The following is a 24,030-nucleotide window of genomic DNA, read 5'->3' on the forward strand; positions in this document are numbered from 1 at the left end:
ACCGGCGTGTGCCGCCCGTTCCTGCCGCACGCCAAGCATGCCGGCATTCCGGAAGATCGACTCGGTTCCAGCCGCAGGCGCAAAGTTTGGGATCCGCCTGTATACCCTGTGCGGATGCCTTCAGCGAAGCAGCTTCTGCTGCTCCTCGGGGCCGCGCTGCTCGCCGTCGTGGGCGCGCTGTTCGGATCCCTCTGGGCGACCGGGGCCGGCGGCGTCGTCGTGCTGGGTGTCCTCGCCGTCCACCCCGCGGTGACCGGTCCCGCCGTGCCCCGGTCGACACGTCTGCTGCTGCAGGGTGGCCTGCTCCTCCTCACCCTCGCGGGTGTCGTGGAAATGTGGGGATGGGCGGCCCCGTCATTCGGCGACGCGCCGCCGAGCGCGAGCGAGCTGATCGCGCTGGTGACCGACCCGGTACGGCAGCGGACACAGTTCCTGCGACAGCTGGCCGTGGCAAGCTGTCTGATCCTGGCCTGCGTCTTCCTCGGCGTCGCTGTCGGACGGTTGCCGCGGGATCGGCTGCGCCGGATCGGCCGGGCCGCGCCGGCCGTGGGCGTGCTCACGCTGGTCACCCTGGTGTTCGTCGCCCTCCTCCCGTCGGGGCTGGCCGCTCTGCTCGGCTCTTTCACCAATGTGGCCGTGGCGGTGTTGCTCGTACTCGGGGGGTATGCCTGGGTCGTGAGCCGCGCGGTCCGGCGCCATGGCACCGCCCCGATCGCCGTAGTGGGTGCCACGCTGCTGGCCGCGGTGGCCTGGCTCGCGGCGGACGATGCCTGGCGGAGTCGGCCGGAGCCGCGCGGCAGCGACGCCTTCTACCAGACGGGCGTGAGTGTGTCGGTGGCCGTCGAGACCGGGCCCGACGTCGAGACCGCCGTCGCCGTCGCGGTGCTGCTGCTCGGAGCCGCCCTGACCGTGCTGGCCTGCGCGAGGCTCAGCACGACCCACAGCGAGACGCGCTGAGCCGGATCGGTTGACGGTGCCATCCGCGTTGGCATCGTTGATGATGACGATTTGGAGCACCAGCCGCTGGGCCGTTGACGAGCTGTGTGTAACCGCCGCGTGGCCGACGGCCGCTCCACTGACGTATCCGTATCGGTGACCAGCGCAAGCGTCGGCCTACGAAAGCGCGGTGGGTGGCGGCCGCCGGTCGGCGTCCGGCGGCCGAACAAGCCCGACCAGCGTCGCCAGCCGCGCCACGCCCGCCGGCGCCGGCTTGGCCCGGGCGACATCGGCGATGAGAGTACGCGCCAGAGGCCGCCCTCGAACCTCACCCGGCGCGACACTGTCCGCGTCGACCAGGGCCCGCGCCGCCCCGCGCAGGTCCCCGGCGTGCACGTAGACCCGCGCGACGTCGAGCAGGTAGGCACCCCGATACTCGGCCGGCAAACGCCGCCACACCTCCCGCCGCACGACGCTCACATGCCGCGCCAGTGCGCCGTCGACGTCACCCCGCTGGGCTGCGAGGATTACCCGCGCCATCTCCACGGTTACCGTCCCAAAGCTGGTGCCGTGCGGGTCGTCGTACCCGCGAAGGTTGGCGGCGACGCCCGCGGCCCGGTCGATCAGCTCGGTGGCGCGGCGGTGCTCGCCGCAGCCAGCGGCAGCGAGGGCGGCCTGGACCAGCAACGTCCCACCCACCGCCCACGCTCGACGATCACCCGGCCCTGCGTGCTCGCCCTGTCCCCGGTGATCAAGAGGTTTGCGTCGACTTTGATCTCCAAAAGTGCCACAAACCTCTTGATCACTCTCGTCGGCCGACCGTGGGAGGACACGGTGTGCAGCGGTGAGGGTCGCCGACAGGGCCAGGCGGTCCCGGCCCGACGCGCGCAGCGCCTGGGCCACCGCGATTGCCACCGTCGCCGCGAGAACTGGCTCGTCTTGGGCAGCGCCCATCGCGCGGTCGGCGGCCAGCCAGGCGAGGTCGGCCTCGCCGAGCTTGACCAGCAGCAGCGCGGTGATCCGGTACGCCTGCACCAGCACCTCCGGCGACCGCGTGCCCTGGGCGGCGTCCAGCAGAGCCGGCACCGCGCGCACCAACTGCGGGTAGTGCGCGTGCTGGTAGGTCAACCAGGCGTGCCCAACCTGCCGCCTCAGGTCGTGCAGGTGTGGTGGGGTCGGCGGGGTGTCGTAGCGGGCGAGCGCGGCTCGGATGTCGTCCACACCGACAGGCGTGCTCGCCGGGGTGCTGGACGGCTGACCGAGCAGCACCTCCGGGTCGACCCGCAGGACGCGGGAGAGTTCCTGGATGACCGAGTACCGGTCCAGGGGGCGGACGCCGCGCTCGATCTTGTCGACCCAGCTCTTCGACCTGCGCAGACGGTCGGCCAGCATCTGCTGCGTCATCGAACGCCGCACCCGCCAACCGGCCACCCGTCGTCCGATGGGGAAGTCATCGCTGCTCACGCCGCCACCGCCGGTCCGGGACCGCACGGGTCGTGTCGTCCACGGGTACGCGCTCCGCCTCGGCCTGAGCAAGGATGCGCTGCTTGGCAGCCTCCCGCTCGACCGCCTCAACCTGTTCACCCTTGCTCGCCGTCGAGTCGGCGTGCCAATGGTGCCTGCCGCTCATTCCCCCACCTCACGGGTCGGGGCGCGACGTGCACATGACCAGTTGGCCGCCGCGCCCGGCTCGCCGCGCCCCATCGGGCGACCACTCAGCGATGCCTAGGTGACAGCCTGTGACGACCATTGATTGCGATCCAGACGGATCGCGTCCGCTACTGTCCTTCGAGGTGTCCGCCTGGATCGGCGGACAGGCCAGCGGACAGCTCTAGGAATTCGTCAGCGGCGCTCGTCCTGTCGTCGACGGCGGCGATCATGTGACGCAGCTCGGCGACACGGTCAACGGCACGTTGCGACCGCGCCGAGCGTGCCAGAGCCGCGGAACGTCCAGCCACGGCGATGGCCTGCTCAACCTCTCCGGCTTGCAGCAGCGCTTGGGTGAGCCAACCGAGGTACAAGGAGGTCTCGCGGGGCGAGTCGTCGCCGTAGCGACGGATGGCATCTTCCAACATGGGTACCGCCCTGAGCGGCCGCCGCAATTCAGTCCACACCCGCCCCGCCATGACCTGGACCTCGTCCTGGGTCAACCAGTACGCCCAGGAAGGCGCATCGCCCAGGTCGACGTGCTGATAGATCTCAGCGACATCGCCCAGGGCTCGCTCGGCGAGACTTGCCTCGCCCATGCGCGCATGCGCCCAGGCAACGCGCTCAAGCAACAGAGCTTGGCCGGTGGCCTCGGCCGCGTGCCGGCCCCCCACGTAGGCCGATCGAGCCAAAGTGACTGCCTCGCGCCGGTCGCCAAGATTCGCCTCAAGGTAGGAGAGGCTGCTGAGACAGTTGGCAGCACTTGCAGCGTCACCACCGGCGTGTGCAGCGCGCATGCCGGTCAGGTAGTGATGGCGTGCTTCCGCGACCCGACCGGCGTCCTCGGCGACGAAACCCGCCAACTGGCACAGGTCAGCGATGACGACGAGCAGCCTCCGACTCACGGCTTCCCGATAGCTACCCCCACGGAGCAGGTCGGCGGTGGCGGCCAGCTCGGCGGAAACCATGGCGTAGGTCTTGGCACCGCCCACGTGGTCGTCCAGCCGTCGGAGCTGACGAACCCGATCCTCGATCCGAGCCACCGTCTCGTCCCCGACCCGCCGGCCCGCGCCCAGCTCATACCGTTGAGGCGGCTCAGTGATCAACCACTGATGGGCCAGCACGGCAGCGTTCTCGTTCGTGGGCGTCTGCGTGACGAGCAGGTCCGCGAGCTGTTCCGCATCGTTCCGCAGCGATTGCGCCCCACCGATGGCCGTCCGCTCCTCGTCGACAACAGGGACCGGAGCGAGCGCGACCAGCGTCCCACCCGCCGCCAGGGCAGTGTCCAGGCGCTGAGCAGTGTTCAGGGCCGGCGTCTTCCGACCGCAGGCCAGGTCATGCAGGTAGCTCTTGCTGTAGAAGGTCTGGCGCGCCAACGTGCGATAGCTGATCCCGCGATCCGTGATCAAAGCGCGGAGCCGTTCGGCGAAAGACGAGGCGGACTCCGGCATCACTGCTCCCTACGGGTTATACAGGCAGGGCAGAGCTTGGCAACTGCCACTTCGGACAGTACCGCCGCCATCGTCGCCCGAGCCATAGCCAAACGCACGCCGCTTCCCAGCAGGATTGACATCAGTTTTCGATCACGCTTCAGTCAGCGCCGCGACCGTCACATCGGATGAGCGGAAATGCGATGCTGAGTCCTACGTATGGCACCTAGGAGCATGGGCTCAGCCTTCTGCCAAAACCGAGTCACCACGTCGTTCGGCCCGTAGCGCTGCCGAATCTCCGCCAGCCTCTCATCGACGGTGAGATCCTGCCCGTCCGGACCAGTCGTCATGTCCGCGTACCAGAGAGCATCCGAGGTCGCCGTCTCCTCGCGCGGGAACTCATCGGCCAGAGCCTGTCCCAGACCGCGCTCGTCTGCTTCATAGACAGCGCAGGAGTGATGGGCGACCAGAGCCGCGACCCGGTCTCCAAAGCCATGGCGCTGAAGCCACCGTGCGCCATCCAACGCGTGGAAACCCGTATCGGCGACCTCCGGGGCGTATCCGATGTCATGCAGCCATGCCGCCGCCGTCAGCAACTCCGCATCGTCCCCGACCAGGTGCGCAAGCTGCGTGGCTTTGGCCGCCACTGCCTGGACATGCAGCCAGCGTCGGGGTATCGCGTTTCGCAGGTGACGCTGTGAGGTTGCCGCGGCTAGTTGGTAGGGAGGACCCACGCGCGAATTCTAAAGCCCGAGCCCAGCTAGGGTGGCTATGGCTAGGTCGACGAGGGCGAATACCCGCACGACGCCTGCGCCCGCGAGATCCGAGACAGGATTCCGGCGAGGCGCTCGCCTACGGCTCGGTACGCAGCTCGCCAGCCCTCTGCTGGCTGGCCCGCAGATCGAGCGGTCGGGTAGGCGGCTGCATTTCGGTGCTGTGCGACGGGGACGACTGCGATGGCGACCACGACTGCGGAACTAGACCTGTACCTGTTGTTTGCGGCGATGCGTATGCCGGAAAGCTGACGGGCGGCAGTGAGAGCTCTAACCGCGCGGCGGCCAAGAAGGCGTGTTCGGCTGTCCATACCTTCTTGATGCGCTCCTGTGGGATGTCGCCCACGCCGCTGCTCGCACGATCGGCGGCCAGTTGACGCGCTTGCTGGACTGCTTCAGCGAGGGCGTCCAACGTCTCCTGAGACTGAGCGACGAGGCGGACCTTGGTCTTGGCGGCCTCCATTCGTTCTTTGTAATCGGTGCCTTCGTTATCAAATATCGGCATTAAGTGTCCCGGCGAATACGCATCCGGCACGGCGTCGATCTTGGCACTCGGGTTCAAAGCAAAGGCAATGTAGGAGCGAAAGGCTGACAGAAAGTCGTCGAAGGCGCTAAGCCGAATATCACGCCAATGGCGGAGGTGATCTCGATCCCAGTGTCTGCGTTGAGCCCGGATGGAGAGGTAGCCGCCAAGGGCTACGGATAGCAGTGCCACGAGAGCGGTCAAGCCGTTCGCTAGAAGATTCACCATGCGTCACCTTCCCCCTACCTTGCGCTCAACGCTATTCGCGGCGTCAAGGGCTGCGGGCTCGTGCGGTGACCGTCTGGCTGGAAAGATTGGCGAGATGAGGTCGAGGCTGCGCACGCTCCACATCGACGGTCGGGAGTTCACCTGGCAGGCCGACATTCGGTCCGCATCTGGCCCTGATGGTCGTCTTCACCGCTGCATAAGGCTTCGCGTGTGGGGTGCGGGAAAAACTGGTCGTGCCCTACAGGCCGACTTGACCGAGCGGCCGACCGCTGCATCTGATGGTCGGCACGTCGAGACGGACGTGCACGACAGCGGGGAGACGTATCCCTACCCGACAGCCGAGGATGTACGCGATCTTGTCTATTACGGCCTCGGCGCTGGATGGACGCCGCAGGCGTTGGGTGGAACGTTCAGAATCGCGCCACCGACCGAACTTGAGCTACCGCGATTTGTCATCACCGAGCTTGTGTGAAGCATCGATCAGCACCGCTAGAGCCTGGGTGTTCAACGGGAGGAGCGGCCGCCGGTCGGCGTCCGGCGGCCGCCCCACGTCCGGTCAGCTCGCGTACACCTCAAGTGCCGCCAGTTGCCCGGCCGGCCAGCCGGTGTTGCCGGTAACGGTGATCCGCACGTAGCGAGCCTGCGCGGCACTGAACGTCAGCGTCACCGAGTTGCCCGTCGACGGATCGAACGTCCGCCCCGCCGCTCCAACCAGCGTCCCGAAGCTAGAACCGTCCGTACTGCCGGTCACGGCGACGGTCTGCGTCCGAGCACCCCACGCCGACGACGGCGGCAGCTTGAGCACCACCCGCCCAACAGTGCGCGCAGCGCCCAGGTCGACCTGCACCCACTGCGGGAAGGCGTTGTTGGCGCTTTCCCAGTAGCTGTTCGCGTCGCCGTCGACCACGTTGCCCGAGCCGTAGCTCTGCACGTGGCTGCTCTCCGACGTGGACCGGCCGCGGGCGAGGTCGGAGTTGGCGGCGGCGTCGGTGGTCACCGTGACCGCGTTCGACGCGGACGAGGTGTTGCCGCCGGCGTCACGGGCGACGACCGTGAAGGTGTACGAGGTGGACGCGCTGAGCCCGCTCACGGTCGCCGTGGTGCCCGTGACCGTGGCGACGACCGTGCCGCCCTGGCGTACCTGGTAGCCGGTGACGCCCTTGTCGTCGGTCGACGCCGTCCAGGCCAGGGAGACGCTGCTCGACGTCTTGGCGGTCACCGCGAGACCGCTCGGGACGGTCGGTGGGTTGTCCGTGGTGGCGCTGGAGCCGTACACCTCGACCTTGGCGAGCTGGCCCGCCGGCCAGCCGGTGTTGCCGGCGATGCTCAGCCGGATGTAGCGGGCCGTGGTGGTCGTCAGCGTGCGGCTGACGGTGTTGCCGGTCGCCGGGTCGAAGGCGAACGCCGAGGCCCCGGCGATGGTCGAGAAGGAGCTGCCGTCGACGCTGCCCTGCACGGTGATGGTCTGGGTACGCGCCTCCCAGCCGGCGGGAAGCCGCAGCACGAGGCGGCTGACCTGCTGGCTGGCGCCCAGGTCGACCTGCCACCAGTGCGGGAACGAGCCGCCGCCGCTCTCCCAGTAGCTGCCGGCGTCGGAGTCGACCGCGTTCGCGGCCACGAAGGAGCCGTTCTGGCTGCTGGCCGAGGCGGACCGGCCGGCGGCGAGGTCGCCGCTGGTCGGGGGCGGGGTGCCGACCATGGGCGGGGTGGGGCGTGTCGCGGTGAGGGCGAGCTGTCCCTTGAGCATCCGGCCGCCGTCGGCGGTGATCCGCAGGTAGTAGTCCGACGAGCAGGCGACGCCGTCCTCGTCGAGGGAGCGGATGTTCGCGCCGGCCGGGGTGGTCGCCTGCGTCTCGGAGGTCTTGGCGATCTGGTTGCCCTCGTTGTACTCGTCGAACATCGACACGTAGAGGCCCTGGGAGCCGAGCCGGACCATGTTGTAGATGTGCCGCCAGTAGAAGTCGCCGTGGCGGCGGTGCCCGCCGGCCAGGTCACCGGGCATCACGCAGGGCAGGTAGTCGATGCCGCGCGCCGCGCAGTCGGCCATGTCGCCGATGTTGACGTTGTTGTAGTACGAGTCGAGGCCTTCGAGGGTGTCGGTCCGGTAGACCATCCACGGCGAGATCGCGTTGAAGGCGTGGTAGACGTCGAGGAAGCCGGAGCGGGAGTCGTTGATGCCCTGCCGCCACCAGGTGGGCACGCCGCCGATGACGTAGCAGCCCTGCGCCTTGAACCAGTTGATGACCTCCAGGCACGGCCCGGGGGTGAAGGGGCGGCTCGGTTCGCTGAAGCCGAAACCCCAGATGCAGACGACGGGCTTGCCGTTCTGGCGGGCATACGCGCTGGACGCGGTGTGCGTCGACATCTTGTTCAGCCAGTCGGTCTTGATGTCCGCCTGCATGGTGAGCCAGTCGGTGACGTCGTACATGATGTAGAACTTGCGGTTGTAGCGCTCGGCCGCCGAGCGGACCTTGAGCGTCATGGCGTCGCGGGTCGGCCCCTCGTCGCCCGTCGGGTTGAAGCGTTGCAGGGCGGCGGTGTCGCAGCCGTACTCCTGCATCCAGCGGAAGTGGGTGTCCACGGTCTGCTGGTCGTAGGAGGAGAAGAGGGTGGCCGGCGATCCGTTGCCGAGGTTCGGGTACGCGGTGGGATAGCTGCGCGTGTACTCGCGCATGTCCGGCCAGGACACGATGGTGGTGTTGCTGGGCGAGGGCGGCTGGAACCGGTCGCGGCTCCAGTGCCACCAGCCGCCGATCGGCGCGGAGTCGCCGGGGGCGCTGAACCAGCCCTGGTAGCCGACGGTGACCTTGCCGACCACGTCGCCGGGAGGGCTGGCGGCCTGGGCGGGGCTGGCGAGGAGCTTCGTGGTGGAGGCGGCGGCGAGGGCGGAGCCCGCCAACACGGACGTGACGAACCTGCGGCGGGTTACCGCCATGGGGACCACTCCTTCGGGACGGAAGGCATTGACGGCCATCGTGGCAGTTCCGAATGCGGTTCAGCAAGAGTGGGACTGATCAATGCAAAAATTCGTCAGGTTCCGGGAAGCGGTGCGAGCCTGTCATGTTTCATGCCCTAAAAGCTCTGCTTGGGTCTTATGTACGTTTTATCCTGTTTCGATGGAGACAGCAGCTCGTTGGTTGGTGACCGGAGCGCACGGCATGCTGGGTCGCGACATCGTCGACGCGCTCGCCCACCACCCCGGCGCGTCCGTGACCATCGCCGACCACGCGACACTCGACGTCACCGATCCGGCGGCGGTCGCGCACCTCGTACCGGGCCACGACATCGTGGTCAACGCCGCCGGCTGGACCAATGTGGACGCCGCCGAGGACGCCGAGGACGACGCGACAGCCGTCAACGGCACGGCCGTCGGCCATCTGGCCCGGGCCTGCGCGGATTCCGGGGCCTGCCTGCTGCACATCTCGACCGACTACGTCTTCGACGGGACCGCCCGCCGCCCCTACCAGGAGCACGACCGCACCGGCCCGGTGAACGCGTACGGCCGGAGCAAACTCGCCGGCGAACACGCCTTGCTACGGCTCCTGCCCGAGCAGGGCTACCTCGTCCGTACCGCCTGGCTGTACGGCGAACACGGGCGCAACTTCGTCGCCACCATGCTCGCCCAGGCCGCCGAGTCCCGCGTGGTACGGGCGGTGGCGGACCACACCGGCCAGCCGACCTGGAGCCGGGCGCTGGCCCGGCAGTTGGTGGAGCTGGGCCAGGCGGCCCACACCGGGGTCGCCCCGCCGGGGATCTACCACGGCACCAGCGCCGGCCACTCGACCTGGTACGACCTGACCCGGGCGCTCTTCGAGCTTGCCGGGCTGGACCCGGAGCGGGTCCACGCCGTGCCGCACACGATGTTTCCCCGCCCCGCGCAGCGTCCCGCCTACGGCGTGCTGGAGCACGGGCGGTGGCGGGTGGCCGGGGTCAGCCCGCAGGCGTCGTGGCGCGAGCAGCTCGCAGAAGCGTTGCGGGCACCGGTGTTCGCCGCTCTCGCCGAGACCGCCCGCGCCCGCTCACCGCGCCTCGAGACGTTGGGGCGGTAACCCGCCGGAGGCGGGCATCCCCGACGCCGTTACTGGGTCGCCGCCACCGGGTCGAGCTCGCGCGCCTGGGCGAGGACCTGGCCGCCGTGGCGGCGGCGGGCGTCGCGCACCGTCATCCGCACACCCTCGGTGAGGCCGACCTTCGGGTACCACCCGAGCAGCTCACGGGCCTTGCGGATGTCGAGCGCCATGGCGCGTACCTCCCCCGGCCAGGGCAGCGGCTCATAGCGGGCCGCCGCCACCACCCCGCACGCGTCCCGGACGGCGTCGTACACGTCGTTGATGCTGGTCTGCCGCCCGGAGGCGATGTTGACCATCCCCGCCCCCGGGTGGTGCGAGGCGACGGCCACCGCCTCGGCGACGTCGCTGACGTGGATGAAGTCCCGGGTCTGCGCGCCGTCGTCGGAGATCACCACCTGCCGACCACGGACGAGGGCATCGGCCATGAGGGAGACGACGCCGCAGTCGCCGCCCTCCTGCCGAGGGCCGTAGACATTGCCGAAGACCATCGAGGTGTACGCCAGGCCGTGCTGCCGCCCGTACCAGTCGAGGTAGTGCACTCCGGCGGCCTTGCTGATGCCATACGGGCTGACCGGCGCGATCGCGTGGTCCTCACGGATCGGCAGCTCGTTGGCGGGAACCCGGCCGAAGATGGCGCTGCTGGCCGCGTTGATCACCAGCCGTACGCCGTTGCGGACGCAGGCGTCGAGCACGTTGACGGTGCCGAACACGTTCACGTCGGCGTCGTACAGGGGCGAGCGGCGGGCCGCCGGGACACTGGGCTGCGCGGCCAGGTGCACCACCACCTCGGGCTGCCACTGCTGCACGATCTCCAGGCCCTCCGGAGTGCGGATGTCGCCGGTCACCACGTCGGCCTCGGTCAGCCCGCCGTACGCGGCATCCGCGAGGTTCTCCAGCCGCCCGGTGGAGAAGTTGTCGAGGACGCGAACCTCGCTTCCCATCAGCATCAACCGGGCGACCACGTGGCTGCCGATGAAGCCGGCGCCGCCGATCACCAGGACGCGCCGGGGCACCGGGATTGGCGCCGGTTCGGGACTGACGGCGATGTCGGGCAGGACCATCTGGAACTCCTCGATACGACAGGGCCGTCGGCCGGTGCCGGCAACTCGGGCTCGGGCCAACGGCGCTGGCCTAGAACGCCTGTAAGGGAACCTCTCCTCACCCAGGTTGCCGTCATATAGGCACGTTCGTCCCAAGAATCCTTTTTTTGCCGTTTTGACCCTGTTGGGGTTTTTGTCCTTGACACTTGCTCCCGGGGTGCTGGCTGGCATGCCCTGCGAGTCCCTGACCGAGGAGGTCGACGCGTTGAGGAAGACCCGGGGTCCCATCCGTGCGGGCCACTCTCCGGCGTCGCTCGACCGCGCCGAGGTCTCGATCGGTGTCGGTCCGGCGCCGAGGTCACCGGCGGGAGTCCACCAGGTGCCCGTCCACCGCGCCGAACGGCGCGAGCGGGCCCCACGGCCGGATCAGGGCAACCGGCGGGTACGCGTGGTGGTCATCGAGCCGAACGACGTGGCCCCCGTGCCCGACCGGCTCGACGAGGAGTTCGACGTCGCCGCCCGACTCCCGATGCCGTCGCGCGCCGAGGACGTGACGGCGGCCCTGGCCTGTCTCCGCCCCCGACTCCTGCTGCTCAAGCACTCCCTGGAGAGCATCGACGAGCGCCTCATGAGCGTTTGCCTGAGCGCCGGCGTCGAGATCCTGGTGCTGGCACGACCGGTCTACGGCCTGCTGCGCGCGCCCGCCATGGCCCGTTTCGGCGGGCTGCCCTGGATCCGGCTGGGCTCCGGCGCGGGCCGCCCCCGGCACGAACGACTCAAGCGGGCCTTCGACCTGGGCGCGATCCTGCTCAGCGCCGTCGTGGTGCTCCCGCTGATCGCGCTGATCGCCGCCGTGGTGTCGTTCACCGGGCCGCCGTTCTACCTCCAGCAACGCGTCGGCGCGGGCGGCCGGCTGTTCCGGCTGGTCAAGTTCCGGACCATGCGGGTCGGCGCGGAACAGGCCACCGGTCCCGTCCTCGCCCAGCCGGACGACGCCCGGATCACCCGGGTCGGACGCTGGCTCCGACGCTCCCGCCTGGACGAACTCCCCCAACTGTGGAACGTCGTCCGCGGCGAGATGAGCCTGGTCGGTCCGCGCCCGGAGCGCCCGGAGTTCATCGCCGGCTTCGAACGCCTGCCGCACTACGACCTGCGGCACCTGATCCGCCCGGGCCTGACCGGCATCGCGCAACTCACCGGCGGCTACGCGGCCACCGTGGAGGACAAGCTCCGCTGCGACCTGCTCTACCTCAACTGCCGCTCCATGCGGGTCGACCTGGCCCTGCTGCTGCTGACCGTCGTCGAGCTGTTCCGGGGGTTCCCCCGTGGGTAGTGCCACCGACGCGGTCGACACCCGGGTCACCCGAAACACGGCCAGCATGCTGGGCGCGCGGGTGGTCATGGCGGTGTCCGGGCTGGTCTCGGTGCCGGTCGTCTACCAGAGCCTCGGACCCCGGGAGTTCGGCGTCTGGATCGTGCTGACCGGTCTGCTGACGATGGCCGCGCTGATCGATCTCGGACTCGGCTCCACGTTGGTGCGCGAGGTGGCCAAGGCGGTCAGCGCGGCGGACCGCGATCTGGTGCGCCGGCTGCAGGGGTTGACGCTCGGTTGGGCCGTGCTGCTCGGTCTGCTCACCGTGGGCGTGCTCGGCATCTGCTGGTCGTGGATCACCGGGCTGCTGGGCCTGGGCGACCTCGCCGACGAGGCGTGGCACGCGACGCTCTGGCTGGTCCTCGGTCTGGTGGCCGGCGCCGTCGAGCTGCCGTGGCGTGCCGTGCTCGAAGGCGGCCAGCGGTACGGGTCGCTCGCGGCGATCAGCGCCGGCACCGCCGTGCTCGGCGCGGCACTGGCGATCCTGGTGGTACGCCTCGGCGGCGGCCTGGTGGCGCTGGCCGCGTCCGCCGCCGCCACCGGCGCGATCCGTACCCTCCTGCTCGCGGGCGCCACCCACCGGCAGCGTCCGGAGCTGTCTCCGCGCTGGGGACGTCTGCACCGACGCGACGTACGCCGGGTCGGCGGGTACGGCATGCGGGTGCAGGTGTCCACCGGCGCGGGCATGGTCAACGTGGAACTCGACCGCCTCATCCTCGGCGGCGTCTTCGGTCCGGCCGTCGCCGGCGATTTCGACCTGGGCAGCCGCCTGCTCAATCTGCTGCGCCTACCGCCGAGTCTCGCCCTGGTCGTGCTGTTCCCCGCGGCGGTCGCCCGCTCGGTCAGCCGCGGCACCGACTGGGCGGACCGGTTCCACCTGGCGGCCACCCGTTACCTGGCCCTGTTCCTCGCGCCGGCCGCCGCGGCCCTGATGGTCAGCGCCGACCCGCTGGTCCGGCTCTGGCTGGGACACCAGGTCACCTGGGCCACGGTCAACATCCTCGTGCTCACGCCCGCCTACGCCCTCAACCTGATCAGCGGGGCGACAACCGTCGTGGCCCGCGCCGAGGGCCGACCCGGGCTGGAGACGCGGTACGTGCTGCTCTCCGTCGTGCTCAACCTGGCCCTCACGGTGCCGCTGATCTGGTGGTGCGGGCCTCTGGGCGTACCACTGTCGACAGCCCTGGCCGTGGTGCTCAGCACCGCGTACTTCCTGGTCCACTTCCACGCGGCGACGGCCCGGCGGCTGATGCCGCTGGCACAGGCGATCTGGCCGCCGATCGCCGTGGCGGTCGGGGCCGGACTGGTCGTCAGCGCGGCGAGCCGATACCTGCCGGACGGCCCGGGGCGACTCGACGCCGCTCTCGCCGTCTCCAGCCGCGCGGGTCTGACCCTGCTCGTCGCCGCCGTCCTGCTGGTCATCGGCGGACACGTCAGCGCGGGTGACCGGATGCGGCTGCACCGGCTCCTGCGCGCTCCCGCCGCCATCCTGTCCCCGACCGCGGGCGGACCGCGATGAGTGTGGACCGCCGTACCGCCCGGTGCCTCGTCTGTGGACCGCGGCAGGACCACCGACCCGAACTCGGTGGGCTGCTCCGCCGCTGCGCGGCCTGCGGGTTCGCCTGGACCGCCCAGGAGCAGGCCGAGGCGGACAGCCGCTACGACGAGGACTACTTCGCCGACGGGGGCTATGACGACTACTTCCGGGCCGGACCGCGCCGGTTCGAGGCGGCCCGCCGGCTGCGCTGGCTGCTCTCCGCCGTCCGACCCACCACTCTGATCGAAGCCGGCTGCGCCGGCGGCTACTTCCTCGAAGCCGCCCACCACGCCGGCATCAACGCCACCGGCATCGAAGTCAGCCACGCCGCCGCCACCTACGCCCACGACCACCTCCACATGCCCGTACGCCAGGGCTACTTCGAAACCATCGCACCCACCCTCACCGCCGACACCATCTGCGCCTTCCACGTCCTCGAACACGTCCAAGACCCCCGCGCCTTCCTGCACGCCGCACACACCGCCCTCACCCCCGGCGGCTGGCTCGCCCTCGAAGTACCCAACATCGCCTCCGCCGCCGCCCAACGACTCGGCACCGACTGGCCGGGTCTGCAACCGCGCTACCACCGCTGGCACTTCACCCCCGCCACGCTGGTCCGGCTGATCACCGACGCCGGCTTCCAGGTGGTCCGGCAGGACACCACGGTCTTCCGCTACTACATGCCGCTGCGGTACCGGCTGCGGCACGCACGCCACCTGTTCCCCGCCGACCTGATGGGCCTCCGCTCGCCGCGGCTGACTCACCCACGCCTCGGCGACCTGCTCCGGGTGATCGCCCGGACGCCACGAACCGGACGGAGTATCCGATGAAACTGGATGGGATCGAGCTGGTCCGGTGCCGGCTCTGCGGCCGCGCCGGGGGTCACTCGCCGACGTTGGGCGACCTGCTGTGGAGCTGCGCCGACTGCGGCTTCGTATGGACGGCCGGCGACGCGCCGGACCCGGAGGAGTTGTACGACGAGGCGTACTACACCACCGACGGATACCAGGAGTACTTCGCCTCCGCCGCGCAACGCCGGTTCGAGGCGAAGCGGCGGCTGCGCTGGCTGCTCTCCGCCGTCCGACCCACCACTCTGATCGAAGCCGGCTGCGCCGGCGGCTACTTCCTCGAAGCCGCCCACCACGCCGGCATCAACGCCACCGGCATCGAAGTCAGCCACGCCGCCGCCACCTACGCCCACGACCACCTCCACATGCCCGTACGCCAGGGCTACTTCGAAACCATCGCACCCACCCTCACCGCCGACACCATCTGCGCCTTCCACGTCCTCGAACACGTCCAGGACCCCCGCGCCTTCCTGCACGCCGCCCACACCGCCCTCACCCCCGGCGGCTGGCTCGCCCTCGAAGTACCCAACATCGCCTCCGCCGCCGCCCAACGACTCGGCACCGACTGGCCCGCCATCGCCCCGGCGTACCACCGGTGGCACTTCACCCCGGACACCCTCAGCCGGATGTTGGTGGAGACCGGCTTCCGGGTCATCGCGCACGACACGGTCTTCTCGCGGTTCTACTGGCGGCCGGCAGCCCGGTTGCGTAACGCGCGCAATCTCCTGGTCGCCGACGTCGCCGCCTGCGGTTCGCCCCGGGTGACGCACCCGCGCCAGGGTGACCTGCTGCGGATCGTCGCCCGGCGGGACGACCGGAGCGTGTCGTGATGGGCGCCCCACTGCTGTCCGTCCTGCTGATCAGTTGGAACACGCGCGAACAGACCCGGCAGTGCCTGGAGTCGCTGGCCGCGACCGCCCCCGCCGACCTCGACTACGAGGTGGTGGCCGTGGACAACGGCTCCTCGGACGGCTCCGCCGAAATGCTCGCCGACCAACCCCGGGTCCGCCTGATCCGTAACAGCCACAACACCGGCTTCGCCGCCGCCGTCAATCAGGCGTACCGCCGCTCGACCGGACAGTTGGTCCTGCTGCTCAACAGCGACGTCCGCTTCCACCCGGGCGCGCTGACCCGGATGATCGAGCACCTGCGGGAGCGGCCGGACGTCGCCGGGGTCAGCCCGCTGTACCTCAACCCGGACGGCACGTTCCAGCAGCACTACGTCCAGCAGCCCAGTTTCGCGGCCACCATCGCGCTCGTCACCGCGCTGCGCCGCATGCCCGGGTTCCGCCAGGCACTGCACCGGTTCCAGATGCGCGGGGAGGACTTCAGCCGCCCCCGGCAACTCGCCTCGGGAAGCTGCATGCTGCTGCGCCGTGCGGTGCTCGGACGGCAGACCATCTTCGACGAGGCGTTCCCGGTCTACTGGAACGACGCCATCCTCGCCCGGCAACTCGAACAGGCCGGACACCAGCTCTGGATGATCCCGGACGCGGTGGTGACGCACACCCGGGGCGCTTCCTGCCGGCTTCTCGGACCAGCCATCCGCTTCCGACACCTGCTGGGCAGCATGGTCACCTACCTGCGGACCACCCAGCCCCGGCACCGGATGGCGGTGTTCCAGGTCGCCCTGGTCCTCGACCACCTCGTCAAGCGGCTCCTTGGCCACCCCGTACAGCTCGGAATGACCGACCTGCTCGCCGCGCTGCGCGGCGACGTCGGTCCGCTGCCCGACGGCGACACCCGCGACTGGGTGGTGCTGTTCAGCCGCGACCGCTGGTCGGTCGAACGGCACCAGGCGGTGTCGAGCCAGTTGGCGCCCGGGCAACGGTTGCTCTTCGTCGAGCCGCCGGGCCGTCGTCCCCGCTGGCGGTGTGAGATGACCCCGATCGGCTCGACGGCCTGGCGGGCGGTCGCGCCGACGGCGCTGCCGCTGGGTGACGCGCTGCGGCCGGTCAACTGGATCAACCGGCGGGTCGCGGCCAGCGTGCTGCGTGGCTGGCTGGACCGGCAGGCCGGCGCACGCCTGCTGCGGCTCGACGACGAGCGCGCGTGTCCGGTGCTGGGCCGGCTCGGTGAGGACGAGGTGCTGCCCGCCGCCGCGCCCCGGCCGATGGAACGGTCGGGTCGTGGCTGAGCGCACGGCCCGCCGACCGGTGGCACCGGCCGACCCGACGGTCACCGACGACCGGGACTGGGTGGTCGTCTTCAGCGGCACCCCGTGGGCGAACGGCGCCCACCGGCAGCACGCGCTGGCGCGCGAGCTGACCGTCGACCACCGGGTGCTCTTCGTCGATCCCGCCGGGCACCTCCCCCGCTGGCGGCTGCGCGTCCGGCGGGTGGCCGACGGCCTGTGGCAGTGCGCCGGGCCGGCGCTGCTGCCGCTCGGCCGGCACGTACCGCCGGTCAACCGGGTCAACCGCTGGTTCGCCGCGCTGCGGCTCCGTCGCTGGTTCCGCCGGCACGCCGATTCGGTACGACTGCTGTGGCTGGACGAGGACCTGGCCGCGCCGGTCGCCGCCCGCCTCGACGCGTCCGCCGTCGTGTACGACGCCACCGACCTGGACTGGACGTTCACGCGACCCTGGAACCGACGGCACCTGCGCCGGGCGCTGCACTCCGCCGTCGGCGCGGCCGACCTCGTGCTCGCCTCGTCCAGCGCGCTACCCGAACGGATGCCCGCCGTCGACCCCGCGCCGGTGGTGCTTGCCAACGGCTGCGACCCGGAGCACTTCTCGCCGGACGGCCCGGTCGCGCCCTGGTTGGCCGGGCTGCGCCGGCCACTGATCGGCTACAGCGGGGCGGTCGACACCCGCGCGTTCGACGCGGAGCTGGTCGCCGAGGTCGCCCGGGCACACCCCGAGTGGACCTTCGTGCTGATCGGACCGTCCACCCGTGCCGGCCGAGCACCGCTGCTGCACCTGTCCAACGTGCAGATGGTGGACGCCGTCGGCTTCGCCGAGGTGCCGAACATTCTGCGGGCCTGCGACGTCACCGTCATCCCCTACCGGGTCGGTAGCCTCGTCGACTACGTGCACCCGAAGAAGTGCTACGAGTACCTCGCCCTCGGCAAGCCCGTCGTCGCGACACCGCTGCCAGCGCTGCGGGCGCTCGCCGACGTCATCGCTCTCGCCGACGACGCGGCGGGCTTCGCCGCCGCCATCGGCGCTGCGCTGGACGACGCCGGCACGCCCGAACAGGTGGCCCGACGTCGGGCGGTCGCCGCCCGCAACAGCTGGTCGGTCCGGGGCGTACGGCTGCGCTCACTGCTGGCGGGGTTGCCGCGATGAGAGTGCCGATCGTCGCACCGACCGTGCTGCTCGGCGGCGCCGGGCTGGGCGCGCTGGTCACCGTGGTCACCCTGCTACCCGGGCCGGTCGGCCTCGCCGCCGCCGCCGGAGTGCTCGCCGGTGGCGTGTTCCTGCTCTGGCCCTGGGCGGTGCTGCCGGTCGGCATCATCGGCGGCGCGGTGATCGGCGCCGTGCTCAGCGGTGGTGACGTACGGGGATTCATCGCGGTGAAGGTGCTGCTGCTGGCCGTCGGCGGCGCGGCGCTGGCCGTACGGCACTGGCTGCGGGTGGAGGGGCCGACCCGGCGTACCCGCGCCGACGTGGGCATGCTGCTCCTCGTCGGGTTGACCGTCGTGGCCGCGCTCTACGGCCTGGCCGTCGGTAACGCGCCCGAGGAGGTGCTGGTCGCCGCGTACCAGATGGCCACGATCCCGGTGTACTTCTTCGTCGCGACCCACACCCTGACCACGGCCCGTCGGATCCTGGCGGCCGGGATCCTGTACGTGGTGCTGGCGGCCACCTTCACCGCCCTCTCGGTCACCACGCCGGGCCGGCACGGCGGACTCATCACCCTCATGGCGATCCCCCCGCTGATCTGGGCCGCCGGTCGACTGCGGGGATGGCGTCGCAACGGCGTCCTCCTGCTCGCCGGGTTCTTCGCCGTCGACGTCCTCCTGGCGTCGTACCGGGGAATCTGGCTCGCCGCCACACTGACCCTGCTGGTCATGCTGGTCCGTGGTGGTCGGGCCGTCCGCACCGGGCTGGCCGCGACCGCCGCCGCCGCGGTCGCGGTGGCGGCGGTCCTCGCCCTGCAACCGGGGGTACGGGACCGGGCCGGCGAGATCGCCAAGGGCGTGGAGCAGTCGGCCGGCTACCGGGGTGCGGAGTCGTCGGTGGGCCTGGGCGTCTTCGCCGACCAGCCGCTGGTCGGCGCCGGCCTCGGACAGAGCACGCCCGGCGTCTACCTGTCCGGCTTCACCCTCACCGACGTCGGGCCGGTCTACCACGCCTTCTACGTCACGGTACTGGCGAACCTCGGGCTGGTCGGCCTCCTGTTCGTCCTCTGGCCGATTCTGCGCAGCATCCGCGTCGGCCTACGCGGCCGGGACGGAATCACCCTGCCGTTCGCGGCGCTGTCCTGCGGCTTCCTGGCCGCCGCCGTCTTCGCGGCGCCGACCGACGGGCACTGGGAACTAGGCCTGTTGCCGGCGCTGACCCTGCTCACCGCACAACAGGAAGGCGCACCGCTCCGACGATTCGCAGGAGCGCCCCTCCTGCCCCGTCCGGTGCACCGGACGGGAGTCACGGTATGAGAAACACCGACGCCACCGCCGTGGTGGTGACCCACAACTCGGAGCGGCAGATCGTCGCCGCCCTGAGCGCGCTGCGGCAGGAGGGACTGCCGGTGCGGTTGGTGGACAACGCCTCCACCGACGGCACGGTCGCGCTCGTCCGACGACGCTTCCCGGAGGTGACGGTCCTCGCCAACCCCACCAACACCGGCTTCGCCAGCGCGGTGAACCGGGCCGCCGCCGGGATCGACACCGACGTCATACTCCTGGTCAACCCGGACTGCGTGGTCACCCCCGGCATGGCCGCGGAGCTGGTCCGGGTCATCAGGAGCCGGCCGTCGGTGGGCATCGCGGGACCGCGGCTCGTCGACGCGCACGGCCGGATCGCGATCAGCGCGCACCGGTTCGAGTCCCTCGGCACGGTCCTGGCCACCCGTTTCGGTGGGTCGCTGACACCGGTGGCGCTCCGCCGGCTGCTCAGCGGCCGGCGGCGCCGGGCCGCCTACGACGCCTGCGTACGAGGATCGCAGCCGGTGACGGTGGACTGGGTCTCCGGCGCCTGCCTGGCGGTGCGCAGGGACCTGTTCGAGGCGGTCGGCGGGCTCGACGAGGGCTACTTCCTGTACTACGAGGACGAGGAGCTGTGCCTCCAAGCCGCCCGACGCGGCGCCGAGGTGCGGTACGTGCCGTCCGTGACCGCCCTGCACACCGGCGGCGCGAGCAGCTCCGACCCGGCCTGGATCTGGCCCCACCTGTACCGCAGCATGCTGCGGTACTTCGCCCGGCACCGCGCTGGCACCCTACGCGCCGTACGCGGTGCCGTGCTGCTGCGCGCGCTGATCGGTATCGGTCTGGCGGGCGTGCGGATGCCCCTGCAACCCCGAGCCGGGACGGCGCGAATGCGGGCCTGGACCCGCATCGGCCGGATCGCGGTCACCCGAGGAGAGACGAGAGGAGGAGCGTGATGCACGTCCTGATCACGGTCGTCGGCAAGCGCACCGAACACTGGACGGACCTGTTCGACGTCCTGTGTGAACAGCCGGACGTCACCCTGACCGTCCTCGCCGCGGACGTGTCGCCCGTGACGCGACGCGAGCTGGCCCGGCTCTCCGGACGGCACCTGGGTCTGCGGTACCACATCGTCCCGCACCTGCTCGGCGAGTCGCTGACCGGGCACATGGCCTCGGTGCTGTTCCGGCTGCCCGGCCACCACGACGTGACCGCCGCGCGCCCCGACATCCTGCACGTCATCGGCGAGGCCGCCTACTTCACCACCTGGCAGGCCCTGCGGCTGCGGCAACGCTGCTGGGCCGGCGTGCCCACCACCCTGTACGCCGCGCAGAACGTGGTGACCCGATTTCCGGCGCCGTTCCCCCGCATCGAGCGGCAGTCGTACCTGTCCGTCGACCACGCCTTCCCGATCACGCCCGCAGCGCTGCACGTGCTGCGGGTCAAGGGATACCGGGGTCCGGCCACGATCGTGCCGCTCGGTGTCGACACCCGGGTCTTCCGCCCACTGCCCACCGATCCGGCGATGCGCCCGTTCACGGTCGGGTTCGTCGGGCGGTTCGAGCCGCACAAGGGTGTGACCGACCTGCTGCGCGCCGCCGAGCTGATCGACTGCGACGTCTCGCTGGTCGGGGACGGCAGCCTGCACGGCGAGATCGAACGGGCGGCCGCGCGACGACCCGGCCGGGTGCACCGGCACGGTTGGGCGGGGCACGCCGAGCTACCCGGGTTGCTGAACCAGATGGACGCGCTGGCGATGCCGTCGGTCGAGGTGGTGCAGCGCAACACGCTGCCGTGGATCGGCATCCCGCTGCGCGAACAGTTCGGGCGGGTGCTGGTCGAGGCCATGGCCTGCGGCGTACCGGTCGTGGGCAGCGACGTCGGCGAGATCCCGCACGTGGTGGGCGACGCCGGTCTCGTCTTCCCCGCCGGCGACGTCACCGCGCTGGCGGCCCGCCTCGCGCAACTGCGCGACGACCTCCCCCTCGCCGGCACGCTGGCCAACCACGGCCTGCGCCGGGCCGGCACCGAGTTCGGCTGGGACCGCATCGCCGACACCCTCTGCACGACGTGGCGCGGGCTGCTGTCGCCCACCCGCTCCCATCGCACACCGCCCACCGATGCCGGGCAACCAACGAGAGAGGCGATCGCCTGATGAGCGCGTCGATAGATGTGAAAGGTCTGCTCGGTGTCTCCTGGCGCCGGGTGGGCGTACCCCTGATCGGCCTGTGCGCAGGCCTGGCCGCCGCCCAGGGGGTCACCCAACTCCTGCCGGCGCGCTACGAGGCCGAGGCGTCCGTGTTGGTCAGCGCGGACCAGCCCGACGAGAGCCGGCCGGCGGATCTGGCGCTCGCGCAGAACCTCACACCCACCATCGCCCGACTCGTCGGGTCGCGGGAGGTCGCGATCGAGGCGGCACGCACGCTGCGACTGCCGGAGCACGCGGTGCTCGGCCACGTCAGCGGTGAGTACGAACTCGGTCTCCAGATCATCACCGTGCACGCGAGCGCCGGCTCCGGCGCCCAGGCCGCCGCCATCGCGAACGCGGCCTCCCGTGCCGCCAGCGAACGGCTCAGCCAGTTGGACATGGGCGGTTCCACGAGCATCAGGGCGCGGGTGCTGGACACCGCCAGCGCACCTGTCACGCCCGCGTTCCCGAAGCCGTTGTTGAACGGCGTGCTCGGGGCTCTCGCCGGCCTGCTCGCCGGGTGGGGCGTGACCCTCCTGCGCGACCGGTTCGACAGCCGGCTGCGCGACGTGGGGCAGATCGAGGCGCGCCTGGGCCTGCCGGTCCTCGGGGTGCTGCCGAAGCTGCCACGCCGATTTTCCCGCCATCACGCCTCCGCGCTGTACAGGCGCACGGACGTCGTCGACGCCGTACGCGCCACGATCTCGACGCTCAGCGTGCTCACCGCTCCGCTCCCGCGTCGGCGACTGCTGGTCACCAGCGCCCACGACGACGACGGCAAGGCGTTGGTGACCGCACTGCTCGGTCTCGGCATGGCCGACGAGCACTGCCGTGCCACGCTCGTCGATGGATCGGTACGGGACCCGGTGCTCTCCGGTCACTTCCCACAGGCGCCGTACACGTGGCAGCAGGTGCTGACGCACAACCGCGCTCCGGTGCGCCTGGTCGACTACCCCACCCTGACCGTGCTGCCGGCCGAACCCCGCGAGGGGTCCGACACGCAGTCACTCAACGAGTTGGGCGGACTCCTCAGCACGTTGGGCGAGGACGAGGACTGCGTGCTCGTGCACGCGCCGCCGATCCTGGCCGGACGGGAGATCTCGGCCTTCGCCCCGCACGCGGACGGTGTGTTGCTGGTCGTCCGCGCCGGCCGGACGAACCTCGACGACAGCACCCGGGCAGGCCGGCTCGTCCAGCGGCTCGGCCTTCCGCTGGCCGGGGTCGTGGTGATCGGCGCGGAGTCGCGCGTGGACCAGCGCGTGGCCGGCCAGCACCCCACCACCACACCGGACCCGGTCCACGACACCCTGTCGCTGCCGTCAGCGCGATCGGGCGCTGTCATCCGCGAACTGGTCAGCGCGCTCGTCGAGGACTCCTCCGCCAGCACCGGTGGGCGGCACCGCCGGCAGACCGGGGACACCGGCGGATCCGTACGCCCCCCCGGCAGTGGCAAGACGGTCGAGGGCACCGCCGTGGAACGGCCGACGCCGGGCACGCGTCGCGTCCCGACCCCGGTCGCGCCGACCCGCATCGAGGACGCCATCACCGAGCCCAATCCGGTGGTGACGGACGTCCCGGAACGCCCCGAGCCGGCGCCGACTCCCCCCGCCCGGCCCGCGCCGGCGGACGACTCACCCGCCCCGGGCAGCGCCGCCGGGGTGAGCGTCCTCGGCCGTCCACTGGCGCGGCCCGAGACGACCTGGCGGTCGGCCGCGAGCGAGGTCCCCGCGCCGTCGTCCCCGCAGGCGTCGGCCCCCGACTGCGCGCAGCGGTGGCCGGCCTTCGGGCAGGAAGTGCTGACACCCGCGCGGCCGGCTACGGGTCGGCCCGCCTCGACGGCCATCGTCCTGCGCCGCGCGGTGGCTGTCGGCGACGGCGAACGCTGGGGCTGATGACTGGCATACCCGACGAACGGCTGACCGCACACCGTGGGCGGACCGCCCAACTGCCGATCCGAGACACCGACAAGGAGATTGCCGATGAGTGAGATGGTGGCACCGACACAGTCGTCCGACCCGATGCTGGACGACCCCCGCGCGCTCTACTGCGACCTGCTCAAGAAGGCGTTGACCAGGTACGTCTTCCGCGAGACGTGGATGCCCTACCAGCCCCGCCGGGGTTCTCTGCACGGCAGGCTCTACCAGCGCGGCCGGCATCTGCTGCAACGCAAGGGGCTGGAGCTGGTGCTCCAGTTCCCGTTCGACGCGGAGGCACGGGCCAACGGCCGGGACTGGCCACCGGAGGCCGACACGATGATCGGTCTGCGCCGGTTGGACAACCTGGAGCGGTGCATCGCGGACGTGCTGGACAAGGGCGTGCCCGGCGACCTGATCGAGACCGGGGTCTGGCGGGGCGGCGCGACCATCTTCATGCGCGGCATGCTGCGCGCCTACGGCGATCGGGACCGCACGGTGTGGGTCGCCGACTCGTTCCGCGGCCTGCCGAAGCCGGACCCCCGGCGGGTCGAGGACGTCGAGGACGCGCTGTGGCAGGTGCCCTTCCTGGCCGTGTCGCAGGAGCAGGTGCAGGCGAACTTCGAACGGTACGGGCTCCTCGACGACCAGGTCCGCTTCCTCAAGGGCTGGTTCTCGGACACCCTGCCCACCGCGCCGGTGGAACGCCTGGCGGTGATGCGTCTCGACGGGGACCTCTACGACTCGACGATGGTGGCGCTGCGCTCGCTCTATCCGAAGCTGTCGGTCGGCGGGTACGTGATCATCGACGACTACCACGCCGTACGCGGATGCAAGCAGGCCGTCGACGACTTCCGTGCCGAACACGGCATCGAGGACGAGCTGCACCAGGTCGACTGGACGTGCCGCTACTGGCAGCGGTCGCGCTAGATCT

The 24,030-nt window shown here is 70.9% G+C and carries 20 protein-coding genes; 13 read left to right on the forward strand and 7 right to left on the reverse strand.

Annotated features, from left to right (window positions below; genetic code table 11):
* The first annotated feature begins 114 nt into the window (after nucleotides 1-114).
* A complete protein-coding gene (locus tag ACIA3K_RS02495) occupies nucleotides 115-957 on the forward strand; it encodes a hypothetical protein (RefSeq protein WP_396798642.1) in 843 nt (280 codons plus the stop codon).
* 156 nt (nucleotides 958-1,113) lie between these two features.
* Here the strand turns inward: ACIA3K_RS02495 and ACIA3K_RS02500 are convergent, their stop codons facing one another.
* From ACIA3K_RS02500 to ACIA3K_RS02525, 6 genes are all read right to left on the reverse strand, one after another.
* The gene (locus ACIA3K_RS02500; protein ID WP_396798644.1) at nucleotides 1,114-2,400 is read right to left on the reverse strand and encodes a helix-turn-helix domain-containing protein; all 1,287 of its coding nucleotides are present in this window, start codon (nucleotides 2,398-2,400) and stop codon (nucleotides 1,114-1,116) included.
* Entirely contained in the window at nucleotides 2,387-2,566 is a 180-nt protein-coding gene (locus tag ACIA3K_RS02505) for a hypothetical protein (RefSeq protein WP_396798646.1), read from the reverse strand. The genes ACIA3K_RS02500 and ACIA3K_RS02505 overlap by 14 nt, the downstream gene beginning before the upstream one ends.
* Nucleotides 2,567-2,714: 148 nt before the next feature.
* Nucleotides 2,715-4,034 carry a multiprotein-bridging factor 1 family protein gene (locus ACIA3K_RS02510; protein WP_396798648.1) on the reverse strand — a complete coding sequence of 440 codons (1,320 nt, stop codon included), beginning with the start codon at nucleotides 4,032-4,034 and terminating at the stop codon, nucleotides 2,715-2,717.
* A 158-nt stretch (nucleotides 4,035-4,192) separates the two neighbouring features.
* Nucleotides 4,193-4,747, reverse strand: a complete 555-nt coding sequence (locus ACIA3K_RS02515; RefSeq protein ID WP_396798650.1) for an HDIG domain-containing metalloprotein — start codon at nucleotides 4,745-4,747, stop codon at nucleotides 4,193-4,195.
* Between the two features lie 118 nt (nucleotides 4,748-4,865).
* Complete coding sequence (locus tag ACIA3K_RS02520; RefSeq protein ID WP_396798652.1) at nucleotides 4,866-5,537, reverse strand: hypothetical protein; 672 nt, start codon at nucleotides 5,535-5,537, stop codon at nucleotides 4,866-4,868.
* 556 nt (nucleotides 5,538-6,093) lie between these two features.
* Nucleotides 6,094-8,472, reverse strand: a complete 2,379-nt coding sequence (locus ACIA3K_RS02525; protein WP_396798654.1) for a discoidin domain-containing protein — start codon at nucleotides 8,470-8,472, stop codon at nucleotides 6,094-6,096.
* A gap of 181 nt (nucleotides 8,473-8,653) precedes the next feature.
* Between ACIA3K_RS02525 and rfbD the strand changes: the two genes are divergently transcribed.
* Nucleotides 8,654-9,586, forward strand: coding sequence for a dTDP-4-dehydrorhamnose reductase (rfbD, locus tag ACIA3K_RS02530; RefSeq protein WP_396798656.1), 933 nt, complete (start codon nucleotides 8,654-8,656; stop codon nucleotides 9,584-9,586).
* A gap of 29 nt (nucleotides 9,587-9,615) precedes the next feature.
* Here the strand turns inward: rfbD and ACIA3K_RS02535 are convergent, their stop codons facing one another.
* Nucleotides 9,616-10,668, reverse strand: coding sequence for an NAD-dependent epimerase/dehydratase family protein (locus ACIA3K_RS02535; protein WP_396798658.1), 1,053 nt, complete (start codon nucleotides 10,666-10,668; stop codon nucleotides 9,616-9,618).
* A gap of 208 nt (nucleotides 10,669-10,876) precedes the next feature.
* On the opposite strand from ACIA3K_RS02535, the gene ACIA3K_RS02540 reads away from it, so the two are divergent.
* From ACIA3K_RS02540 to ACIA3K_RS02590, 11 genes are all read left to right on the forward strand, one after another.
* Complete coding sequence (locus ACIA3K_RS02540; RefSeq protein ID WP_396798659.1) at nucleotides 10,877-11,980, forward strand: sugar transferase; 1,104 nt, start codon at nucleotides 10,877-10,879, stop codon at nucleotides 11,978-11,980.
* Nucleotides 11,973-13,538, forward strand: a complete 1,566-nt coding sequence (locus ACIA3K_RS02545; protein ID WP_396798660.1) for a lipopolysaccharide biosynthesis protein — start codon at nucleotides 11,973-11,975, stop codon at nucleotides 13,536-13,538. The genes ACIA3K_RS02540 and ACIA3K_RS02545 overlap by 8 nt, the downstream gene beginning before the upstream one ends.
* Nucleotides 13,535-14,386: a class I SAM-dependent methyltransferase gene (locus tag ACIA3K_RS02550; protein ID WP_396798661.1), complete on the forward strand. Its 852-nt coding sequence runs from the start codon at nucleotides 13,535-13,537 to the stop codon at nucleotides 14,384-14,386. Before ACIA3K_RS02545 ends, ACIA3K_RS02550 begins: the two co-directional genes overlap by 4 nt.
* Complete coding sequence (locus ACIA3K_RS02555) at nucleotides 14,383-15,234, forward strand: class I SAM-dependent methyltransferase (protein WP_396798662.1); 852 nt, start codon at nucleotides 14,383-14,385, stop codon at nucleotides 15,232-15,234. Before ACIA3K_RS02550 ends, ACIA3K_RS02555 begins: the two co-directional genes overlap by 4 nt.
* A complete protein-coding gene (locus tag ACIA3K_RS02560; RefSeq protein ID WP_396798663.1) occupies nucleotides 15,234-16,541 on the forward strand; it encodes a glycosyltransferase family 2 protein in 1,308 nt (435 codons plus the stop codon). Before ACIA3K_RS02555 ends, ACIA3K_RS02560 begins: the two co-directional genes overlap by 1 nt.
* Complete coding sequence (locus ACIA3K_RS02565) at nucleotides 16,534-17,694, forward strand: glycosyltransferase (protein WP_396798664.1); 1,161 nt, start codon at nucleotides 16,534-16,536, stop codon at nucleotides 17,692-17,694. Before ACIA3K_RS02560 ends, ACIA3K_RS02565 begins: the two co-directional genes overlap by 8 nt.
* Entirely contained in the window at nucleotides 17,691-19,007 is a 1,317-nt protein-coding gene (locus ACIA3K_RS02570) for a hypothetical protein (RefSeq protein ID WP_396798666.1), read from the forward strand. Before ACIA3K_RS02565 ends, ACIA3K_RS02570 begins: the two co-directional genes overlap by 4 nt.
* A complete protein-coding gene (locus tag ACIA3K_RS02575; RefSeq protein ID WP_396798667.1) occupies nucleotides 19,004-19,951 on the forward strand; it encodes a glycosyltransferase family 2 protein in 948 nt (315 codons plus the stop codon). Before ACIA3K_RS02570 ends, ACIA3K_RS02575 begins: the two co-directional genes overlap by 4 nt.
* Nucleotides 19,951-21,150 carry a glycosyltransferase family 4 protein gene (locus tag ACIA3K_RS02580; protein WP_396798669.1) on the forward strand — a complete coding sequence of 400 codons (1,200 nt, stop codon included), beginning with the start codon at nucleotides 19,951-19,953 and terminating at the stop codon, nucleotides 21,148-21,150. The genes ACIA3K_RS02575 and ACIA3K_RS02580 overlap by 1 nt, the downstream gene beginning before the upstream one ends.
* Nucleotides 21,150-23,075: a hypothetical protein gene (locus ACIA3K_RS02585; protein ID WP_396798671.1), complete on the forward strand. Its 1,926-nt coding sequence runs from the start codon at nucleotides 21,150-21,152 to the stop codon at nucleotides 23,073-23,075. Before ACIA3K_RS02580 ends, ACIA3K_RS02585 begins: the two co-directional genes overlap by 1 nt.
* 87 nt (nucleotides 23,076-23,162) lie before the next feature.
* Nucleotides 23,163-24,026 carry a TylF/MycF family methyltransferase gene (locus tag ACIA3K_RS02590; RefSeq protein ID WP_396798673.1) on the forward strand — a complete coding sequence of 288 codons (864 nt, stop codon included), beginning with the start codon at nucleotides 23,163-23,165 and terminating at the stop codon, nucleotides 24,024-24,026.
* The last annotated feature ends 4 nt before the right edge of the window (nucleotides 24,027-24,030 follow it).

The organism is Micromonospora sp. NPDC051543 (assembly GCF_044454415.1).
Lineage (GTDB): Bacteria > Actinomycetota > Actinomycetes > Mycobacteriales > Micromonosporaceae > Micromonospora.